9 protein-coding genes are annotated in these 8,955 nt (G+C 44.6%); 1 reads left to right on the top strand and 8 read right to left on the bottom strand.

Annotated features, from left to right (window positions below; all coding sequences use genetic code 11):
• The 3 genes from B3180_RS01545 to B3180_RS01535 all read right to left on the bottom strand — a co-directional run.
• Nucleotides 1–762 (bottom strand): PepSY domain-containing protein (locus tag B3180_RS01545; protein ID WP_286842547.1); only part of this gene is annotated, 762 nt, incomplete at its 3' end.
• Nucleotides 759–1,490, bottom strand: coding sequence for a PepSY domain-containing protein (locus B3180_RS01540; protein ID WP_271331975.1), 732 nt, complete (start codon nucleotides 1,488–1,490; stop codon nucleotides 759–761). The genes B3180_RS01545 and B3180_RS01540, both read right to left, overlap by 4 nt.
• 69 nt (nucleotides 1,491–1,559) lie before the next feature.
• Nucleotides 1,560–4,265, bottom strand: a complete 2,706-nt coding sequence (locus B3180_RS01535) for a TonB-dependent receptor (RefSeq protein ID WP_271331974.1) — start codon at nucleotides 4,263–4,265, stop codon at nucleotides 1,560–1,562.
• Between the two features lie 388 nt (nucleotides 4,266–4,653).
• On the opposite strand from B3180_RS01535, the gene B3180_RS01530 reads away from it, so the two are divergent.
• Nucleotides 4,654–5,400, top strand: coding sequence for a MauE/DoxX family redox-associated membrane protein (locus B3180_RS01530; RefSeq protein WP_126785264.1), 747 nt, complete (start codon nucleotides 4,654–4,656; stop codon nucleotides 5,398–5,400).
• Between the two features lie 26 nt (nucleotides 5,401–5,426).
• Here B3180_RS01530 and B3180_RS01525 read toward each other — a convergent pair whose 3' ends face one another.
• The 5 genes from B3180_RS01525 to B3180_RS01505 form a co-directional block, all read right to left on the bottom strand.
• Nucleotides 5,427–6,737 (bottom strand): APC family permease, encoded by a 1,311-nt coding sequence (locus B3180_RS01525; RefSeq protein WP_071464068.1) that lies wholly within the window; start codon nucleotides 6,735–6,737, stop codon nucleotides 5,427–5,429.
• Nucleotides 6,738–6,758: 21 nt separating this feature from the next.
• Nucleotides 6,759–7,193, bottom strand: coding sequence for a YybH family protein (locus tag B3180_RS01520; RefSeq protein ID WP_006956244.1), 435 nt, complete (start codon nucleotides 7,191–7,193; stop codon nucleotides 6,759–6,761).
• Nucleotides 7,194–7,210: 17 nt separating this feature from the next.
• Nucleotides 7,211–8,059 carry a copper resistance D family protein gene (locus B3180_RS01515; protein ID WP_241970420.1) on the bottom strand — a complete coding sequence of 283 codons (849 nt, stop codon included), beginning with the start codon at nucleotides 8,057–8,059 and terminating at the stop codon, nucleotides 7,211–7,213.
• Nucleotides 8,056–8,406 carry a copper resistance CopC family protein gene (locus B3180_RS01510; RefSeq protein WP_126785262.1) on the bottom strand — a complete coding sequence of 117 codons (351 nt, stop codon included), beginning with the start codon at nucleotides 8,404–8,406 and terminating at the stop codon, nucleotides 8,056–8,058. Before B3180_RS01510 ends, B3180_RS01515 begins: the two co-directional genes overlap by 4 nt.
• Before the next feature lie 27 nt (nucleotides 8,407–8,433).
• On the bottom strand, nucleotides 8,434–8,955 hold a 522-nt coding region (locus tag B3180_RS01505), incomplete at its 5' end, for a copper resistance protein B (RefSeq protein ID WP_286842539.1).

Here is an 8,955-nt window from a genome sequence, read left to right as displayed (position 1 = left end):
GCCTCCACCACAGCTGCTGGCAATTGGTTTCCCTTTCTGTTGAAAGTATTCTAGCCATGTTTTTTTCCGATTTGGATTAAAGTCACCGTTAGTAATATTTCGGCCTAAAAGAATTAGCCCGGATAACGAAAACCAAAGAGCGAATAACCCGGCACTCCAAATCAATAAATGATTAAAGCTTCGGCCACCAGTGTAATCCATAAAATGCAGACGAAATGCCCAGTCAGCTATTGTCCATGGTGTATTGCGATGCTCCACTACCTGAGATGAGGCTTCATCGATGTATATCCGAGTATTAAGATCATCTTTAATATCAATGCGAAACCCCGAAGCTTCCCAGCCATTCACTTCATCGCTTCCCATGACTCTTTCAACCGCTTCGACGTGACCCGGACCATTATAGCTACTGAGCGCTAATTGGGTTGCCAAAGCCTCACCGGTAGACCAGTTTTCGTTTGTGTTAGCGTTGAAATACAGGACATTTCCATCTGCCAATGTCACTTGATACTGACCAACCCCAGCAACACTTACCAGTTCAATTAAATGTGCTGATGGAAACCTTTGGTACATTTCAGTAAAGTCGACCTGAGTTGCTAATTTTTTAAGCGGCGGCTTAGAGTTTTCGGAGACCATGTATTGATGACCCGACATTCCATGATGGCCAGTTATACTGAAAAAGAAACCACTCACTAGCCACAAAGCGACCTGAATAACTAAAATTAAACTTACCCAACGATGAAGCCATTGTATAAACCTTATCATTGGGCACCTCCGATCGGTCTTCTTTTAAACGTTATGGTATAAAGGAGCAAAACAATGCCCGTTATCATTAAAATAAATGTACCGATAATAAAGGCTTTTAACCACCACGTTTCTATATCCACACGTTCATCGTAGTCCATTATGTGTAGCATCCAGACAATGTCGAAACCACGCCAGAAAGTGTGTCGTTTTACGAGCAAATCACCCGTTGTTTCAGACAAGTAAAGGCTGGTATTACCAAAGTCATCGTAGTTCACTTGCCATACTGGCAACAAAGTTTCACTAATTTCAGTTGGTGGGTTATCCGTCATATAAACAACGGATTCAATGTCTGCACTCTCTTGTGCGTAGTATCGGTTGGCCAAGTCTTCAATATGATGCTGAGTTATTTCAATGCGCTCTAACGATTTTGCATTAACCAAAAACTCACCTTTATCACTTTTTAACTTGTATACTGGCTGTAGCTTACCATCTAGTCCGCGAGCCTCTAGTGAGGCTTTTTCAGTTTCAGGATAACGCGTTAATAACTTATCTAAATCTGATACCTCAGTACCTTCAGGTAAAGGCTGACTAACATCCTGAACTAAGTGATCTCCGTGAATATAATCCAAGTCGAAGAACACCATGTAAGCACCACTTATTGTCCAAATGACCATTTGCAAGCCAAAAACCAAAGATAACCAGCGGTGCCAGACTCTCCATTGACTCGAACGTTTTTTTTCCGACATGTCGTCCTACCTCAAATTTCATATAAAAAGGCTGCCACTCCCAGGGAAAAGCGACAGCCAGTTCACTAATCAAAAGCTGTAACGTACCTTCAAGTACAACTGACGACCTAATAAGTCGTAAGTCATAGTGTCAGTATTTGCGTCCGTCCAGCTTTGAATATAAGGCGGCTCTTTGTCGAAAAGATTATTAACGCCACCCGTCACACTCAAATCGGAATTTATGAAATAAGTGCCTTGAACATTATGGTAAAAGACGCTCGGTGCGCGGGCTCCAATATCTTCTGGAGCGGCATTAATGTCGTCAGCAGCCCCTATATATTGCACTGAATAATGTATGCGCCAATCCTGCTTCATAAAGGTTCCCGAAGCATTTGAACGCCAATGCGTATAACTTCCTCTGCCTCCGGTGATGAACCCGGCATACTCAATTTCATCCGCACCAACAAAAGGCGCAAATGTATACTCATTTAAGTAACTGACATTCCAACTGAAGTCACTTTTCCAACCCAGTAGCTCGGTGTTATAAAATAAAGCGGTATCGATACCCGATACATTTTCAGTTGCGGCATTGGTGGGTTGAGCAGACAAAAAGTCAATATCGCCAGTTAAAGAGTCTCTCGTAAAGTGCTCTGGACTGCAAAATGGGTGCGATAAATTTTCTGAGTTATAGCAGACAGACAGCTTCGTTGAACCGGGAATCCTTTGGATAGCATTCTCAATATCAATATCGTAGTAATCAACCGTCAATTGTAAATTGTCCGCCGAACCAATATCCCATACAAAACCAGCAGTAAAAGTATCTGCGTCTTCCGGTTTTAAATCAGGGTTCCCGCCAACAGTGGTAAGCACGGTTGCACCAAATTGTTCATACCCTGCAGGGACACCATCTGCTTGGCAATTTGCCGCCACAGTTGGATTAGCACCGGCTTGATCCCATCCGTCACACGGATCCGTTGTTGTCAGGTTTCCTTCAGCAACACCACCAAAGAGTTCAGGTATGTTCGGGATCCGAAAAGCAGTTGACTGAGTCGCACGCACTTTCAAAGCATCAGATACACGCCAGTGAACACTCGCTTTGTAGTTCCCATCACTACCAAAGGTGTCATAGTCACTATAACGGTATGCTAAATCTAAGTTTAAAGATTGAACCAACGGTAAGTCAGCTAATAAAGGTAACGAAGTTTCACCATACACCTCATCGACCGTATAGCTTCCCTCAATAGGATCTGCTTGGTTAGTATTCATAATACCAGCGACAATTGATGAGTCCGGGTTTCGCCAACCTTTCTCTTTACGGTGTTCAACACCAAAAGCGACAGGAACCCATCCAGAAGGCATTTCGAATAAGTCTCCGGAAATATTTGCTGTCAATGAACGCTGCTCATTACCACCGTTGTCAGTCGTCCGAAACATAATGTAGTCCAAAGCTTCTTGAGACAGGTCACCGTACCCCAGCAAGTCAATACAAGGAATGCCGTTGGAGCCACAAGTATTCGGATCTAAACCCGCAGATAGACGCTGCATGTTGACTATATTGGTCATGCCGTCAATGGCTGTATTACGGCCATAGTTATAAGCAACTTCCCAGTTCCAACCTGAGCCAATAACACCATTCATGCCGACGACCGTTCTGAACGTATTAACATCTTGAAAGAACGTTCTTGGTCCACCTTCTAATAAGCGACGACCTTCAAGTCGAATTGTTTCACCCGTTGGGTTTGTTGGGTGGCTGGCATCAAATTCAATACCTCTTAATGTTCCGGGTGTCGCTAATTGATCGGATGTTCGATTGTTGTATAAAACTTCAGTAAATACCGTCGTATCTGGCGACAGTTGATAATCCCCGAAAGCGGAGAAATTCCAGTTTGTAATTGGGTTAACCGAATTTAGGTAAGGAAAAAATGCAAAGTTGTGTTTTTCAGAGCTGTAGGGTTCATAAAAGTCCCCGTTACCGTCCGCATCTTGACTGAAATTAATCCGTTCGCCAGCATTTGGCCCCGTCAATATGGTTGCTCTACCCCCAATGGTACTTGAACTCCCGAAGCAATCCAGTTGGCCTGGTGTTAATTCACCCAAAGCACAGCCGGCTTGATCAGCCATATTGACCTCATCGGAAGAACGGTAGCCTAGAGTCGCCATTATGCGACCTTTGTCGCTGCTGGCGCCAAAGATCATGTTAACTTTACGGTCTTGGCCCTCACCGTCATCTGTCGAGCCCAAGCGCCCTTCTATAGTAAAGCCGTCATAACTTTTACGAGTGATGATGTTGACCACACCTGCTACAGCATCCGCACCGTATATCGCTGAAGCGCCGTCTTTCAGTACTTCGATACGTTGGATCATTTCGACAGGTATCATATTTAAGTCGACTGAACTATTAGCACCGGTCCCACCATTTACAACACGGCGGCCATTCAGAAGCACAAGTGTTCGGTTAATGCCCAGTCCACGCAAATTAACTTGAGCGGTACCATAGCCATTACCTGTCCAATAAGCATTGCTCTGACTGCCAGCAAAACCAGCGGAGGCTGACATTCTCTGTAAAATCATTTCTACCGAGGTCATTCCCGATACTTCAATATCTTCCGCCGTAAAAACCTGAACAGGAGCAGCACTTTCGGCTTCGATTCGCTGAATTCGCGAACCGGTCACCGTGATTTTCTCAACGTTTTCGGCTTCAGTATCACCAGGCCCTGACTGAGCCCAAACGGTTGTTGTATTAAAGAGTGCCGCAGATACGCCTATAGCGACAGCAGACTTAAGTAACTTTTGCATTTTGTCACCTCGATTAAATTATAATTATTTTACTTTCCGATTAGACTTCGTACTGCCATCTAAGTTGTTTATACAACCTTCAGAATAGAAACCTTAGGATTTTAGTCAAGCTAAAAACGATTAAAGTTGTATAAAAACCCCTTTAATAGCAAAGCTTATAGAGGTTGTATATTCAACTTTAAGTTATCCTCATGTATCAATAATCTTTTAAAATAAGCTCTTCAAGATAGCTAGAAAAGCAATAAAAAAAGTTGTCCACTTTTTTCAAAATAAAAATAATTTTTCATTTTTAATGAATTTTTACCCTCTTCTGATTATTGATGCTTTTAATCTTTTGCCGACTATAATGCGTACATGAATACATAACTTTTACGTAAGGAACTTGGCTATGAGTCAGTCAACTCAAAAAGCTACGCTTTACAGAATGTCAACGCCTGATCACCAGTGCCCTTTTGGGCTAAAAACCCGGCACTTACTTAAAGCCAATGGCTTCGAAGTAGACGACAATCTGTTAGAGAGTCGTCAAAAAACCGACAAATTCAAGGAAAAGCACGACGTCGATACCACTCCACAAGTGTTTATTGGTGATAAACGTATCGGTGGGTACGAGGAGGTTCGAGCCTTTCTTGGAAAGCCTCTTCCTGACCCTGACGCAACCAGTTACCGACCCGTTATTGCATTATTTACTATGACGGCACTCCTCTCTGTAGCCACGTCGTGGTTGTCTTTTGGTCGCGTATTTACCGTACAAACCATCGAGTGGTTCATCAGTTTCTCTATGGTGGTTCTGGCCTTGCTCAAACTCCAGGACGTAGAGAAGTTCTCTACCATGTTTCTCAATTACGATCTTCTCGCCAAAAAATGGGTGCCTTATGGCCGTATTTATCCCTATGCCGAAGGCTTGGCGGGTCTGTTAATGGCAGCCGAATTCGCCCATGTCATATCCATACCCGTCGCATTATTCATCGGCATCGTAGGCTCTATATCGGTGTTTAAAGCCGTTTATGTCGACAAACGCGAGCTAAAATGTGCCTGTGTCGGTGGCTCCAGTAATGTGCCGTTAGGCTTCATTTCGCTCACTGAAAACCTCATGATGGTCGCTATGGCTGTCTGGATGTTTTTTACAATGAACTAGAAAAAGAGCGCTATGCGCTCTTTTTCTTAACGCTTTTTACGTAAAAACAAAATCTCACCAGCGGCAATCAATGCCATACCGATAAGAGACGCCCAAATCACCAGCGGATCGCTCGTCCATTTCACCCATATAAAAGCGACTAAAACGATGACGTCTAGCGTGATTGCGCTGACAAGTATGTAAATATTGGCATTCACCTTTTGCCTTAGATGCCGTAATACGCCCCAGTGGATCGCAATGTCCATCACGATATAAAAAATAGCGCCCAGTGACGCAATTCGACTCAAATCGAAGAATGCCGCTAAGATCATAGCCATAACAATGGTGTAAACCAGCGTATGCTTCTGAATGGAACCTGGCATGCCAAAATGACTGTGTGGAACAAGCTTCATATTGGTCAACATGGCTAACATTCTTGAAACGGCAAACGCGCTGGCAATCACTCCTGATACCGTTGCTACAATTGCAAACGCAACCGTCACCCAGAGTCCAGTTTCACCGTAGACGGGTCTGGCTGCTTCAGCAAGCGCATAGTCTTTCGCTGTCACAATCTCATCAATCGACAAGCTCGAACCAACGGCCAGGGTGACTAGCACATATATTAGCGCGCAGATAACCAGCGAAATAATAATGGCACGCCCGACGTTCTTCTTAGGCTCAACAATTTCACCGCCACTATTCGTTATTGTTGTAAACCCTTTGTATGCAAGTATGCTTAAAGCAATACCCGCTAAAATACCGCCACCCGAAGCTTCTTCTGGAATAGCAGATATCGATTCAAACTGAATGCCTGAAGCCCACAAACCACCAGCGGCTAAAATCACCAATCCTAAAGCCTTCACAAAGGCCATAAAGAACGAGAACGTTTGAATAAACTGATTACTCAAAATATTGATAAAAAATGCGAAGAGCAGCAACCCAACCGCCAACAACGGAATAAGCCACTGCGCTTCAAAAGAAATTAACTGGCTTGTATAGGACGCAAATGTGCGAGCGACTAGACTTTCATTAATGACCATAGAAAAGTACATCAAGAGTGCGAATATCGCCGTCACACTTCCTTTTCCATAAGCTTTACTGAGGAACATCGCAATACCGCCCGCTGACGGATAGGCTTTCGCCAACTTAACGTAAGAGTAAGCGCTAAAGCCGGCAATGATACCGCCGCACACAAACGCCAGGACAAACCACTCTCTTGCCAGCTGAGCAACTTGTCCGGTCAGTGCAAAAATACCAGCGCCAATCATCACACCAGTCCCCAGCGACACCGCCCCCCAAAGACTCAGGCTGCTTTTCTGATAATCCTGATGTCCGTGTTCATGATCGTGTTCTGCCATAATCAGCTCCTGTGATTGAACTCAGTTGGACCAATGGATCCGGATAATTTTCCAGCCAGACTCAGTCGTATTTGATACGGTTACGGTTTCATTCATCGTTAAATCAACCTCACGCCCGTTATACTCCCCGGAAACGCTATACCGAGAAGTGATCACAGCAAGGCCATCGGCTTCTTGTACTGTCCTTTCAAGCAACTGTGAAGGAACCGCCTGGCTAAACTTAATATCTGACTTAAGGTGATGAGCACTGTACTCGGCCAAGGATCGTTCAACACCACCACCTTCAAAGATAAACACATCATTGGAAAGCACATCTTTAACGACTTCCGTGTCACCTTCAGTCAAAGCCGTTCGAAACCTATCAAGCACAACTGTCGGTTCAGATACTTCCTCGGCACTACTAGGCGCTGAAATAAACAGCACCGAAACCATAAAAACACTCATGAATAATTTCATTCTTATTATTCCTTACATTAACTAGGGGAAAACGCGCTGCTTAGCGCAGAGGCCAGGGTAAAAATAGTGACAGCCAATACCATTTCCGCCGTTATGGAGTTTTTGAGTCGCTTGGCGGCCGCGTTATCATTTAATTGCGGTACGAACTTTAATTTATGCAATGCGGCAACAAGGAGAATCAGCGCCACAAACACAAGTTTCGCTAGTAGTACCGTGTCATACGACGTAAGCGGCAGCTCTGGCATCCATCGCCCTGTTGCACTACGATACATAACCAAGCCCGCAATAAGGAGTATTGGAACCGCTGCAGACATATGCACACCAAAACGCTCCATAATGGCTTTCGCTTTAGCAAGCGGTACCGACGTTGCCAGCTTTCGCAATGAGTTAAGACTGCCGAACCAAACCCAAGCGACTAACAAGTGTGTTAAAAGCGCTAGCTTTCCCCACCAGACGGCGTCACTGCCGTGACCAATACTTAAAAAGCTCCATCCCATGAGTCCAATGGCGACAACATATAGCACCCACTTTATACGTTTTAGCTTAACAACGGAGTAAACAATCCAAGCAATAGCAACCGCTATCTGAAGTTGCATGAACAACCCAACAGGACCAGCCCATATAAATTGCATATATGTCGAGTCGGCCATTCCAGCAAGCCCTTCTGCAGCAAAACTACCAACTTTTAGAAAAAAATACAGAAGGCTTGCTAGCAATAAAAGCAACGCAGCAACGCTATTCTTTCGTTCAGACTGCTTTTTTAAACCGGACAAATAAACGATATAAGGCGAGGCCGTCATCACCGCATTGAGCCAGAATATGAAGGCCAGCGTTAAAACACTGGCCACACTCCAAAAGGTCATCATTTCACCTCAAAGCTAAAATCACCCGAGATTTTATGACTGTCCCCACCCATAGCTGTCCAGTAAACCGTGTAACCACCTGACGGCAGGTTGTTTTTAACAGTAATTTCGTACGCTGCTTTAGGTGTCATACTCATAGAAAAGTCCAACGGGTGCATCTTACCGTCGTCTGAGTGCAGCATAATTTTAGCCAGGCGAACATCACCGGAAAAATTCATCGTAATTTCCGCCGGTGACTCCGACAAAGTCGCACCGTCTTCCGGGCTACTGGATGTCATGCCGACATGGGCGTTGGCCCATGCACTAAAAAATAAAGCGGTGGCGAATGCTAATTTAAATAAGTTTCTCATGTTGTTTCCTCTTTGTTTTATCATCCATTAAAACCAAACTCTGGCCCCTAAGACCACGCCTGTTTCAGTCGTATCTTCACCCATACGTTTCAGCTGGTCCGCCGTGTTTCCTAACGCACCGTTCCAGTAAATACCGATATAAGGAGCAAATTCACGACTCACCTCGTGTCGATAACGCAAACCCACGCGCAAATTACTCAACCCGCTCTCCCGCTCATATTTGTCTGAATCTGTTAGGTTAGCTGTTAACTCAATACGAGGCTGCAAGTACGATGTTTGCGTTAACTGCCACTCATATTCAGTTTCGCTGACAAACTGGACATCACCTTCTTCGTTCACCATCACCGAGTTGTCCATTTCAAACCAATACGGAGCCAGCCCCATGAAGCTAACAACGGCATAATTTTCCATAGAGGCATCGGACGATAAGGAGCCTCGCGTACCGACACCGGCCTGAAACGACCAAAACGGAGACATCAGGTAGCCGTATAACAACTCAGCACTTTCCAAGTCAGTGGGCTCTCCGTCATCTTGAATATTTTCCCCCTC

Source organism: Idiomarina sp. UBA4206, assembly GCF_002383015.1.
Lineage (GTDB): Bacteria > Pseudomonadota > Gammaproteobacteria > Enterobacterales > Alteromonadaceae > Idiomarina > Idiomarina abyssalis.
Note: the sequence above shows the minus strand (reverse complement) of the source record. Positions and strands in the feature narration are given on the sequence as shown.